The sequence below is a fragment of the Pantoea sp. B9002 genome (genome assembly GCF_013385945.1).
GTDB lineage: Bacteria > Pseudomonadota > Gammaproteobacteria > Enterobacterales > Enterobacteriaceae > Pantoea.
Genome location: NZ_JACAPA010000074.1, coordinates 732 through 963 on the forward strand (window position 1 = coordinate 732; position 232 = coordinate 963).

The following is a 232-nucleotide window of genomic DNA, read 5'->3' on the forward strand; positions in this document are numbered from 1 at the left end:
GAAATCGTCACGGAAAGAAAAGCCGGGGTCGTTTTTTTTACACGCGCGAAGAGGCAAACCAGAGTCGCCTTGCCCGTGAGCCGTGGGTGCTGTTTACCAGCGATGCGGAGCTGAAGCCACGGACGGTAATGAAGCTTTACAGCCGGAGAATGCAGATAGAGCAGAACTTCCGGGATGAAAAAAGCGAGCGTTACGGCATGGGGCTGAGAAGCAGCTACAGCCGAAGCGTGGA

1 protein-coding gene is annotated in these 232 nt (G+C 55.2%); it reads left to right on the forward strand.

Features of this window, described 5'->3' with window-relative positions; translation table 11 throughout:
- On the forward strand, nucleotides 1-232 hold a 232-nt coding region (locus tag HX773_RS25010), incomplete at both ends, for a transposase (protein ID WP_255433330.1).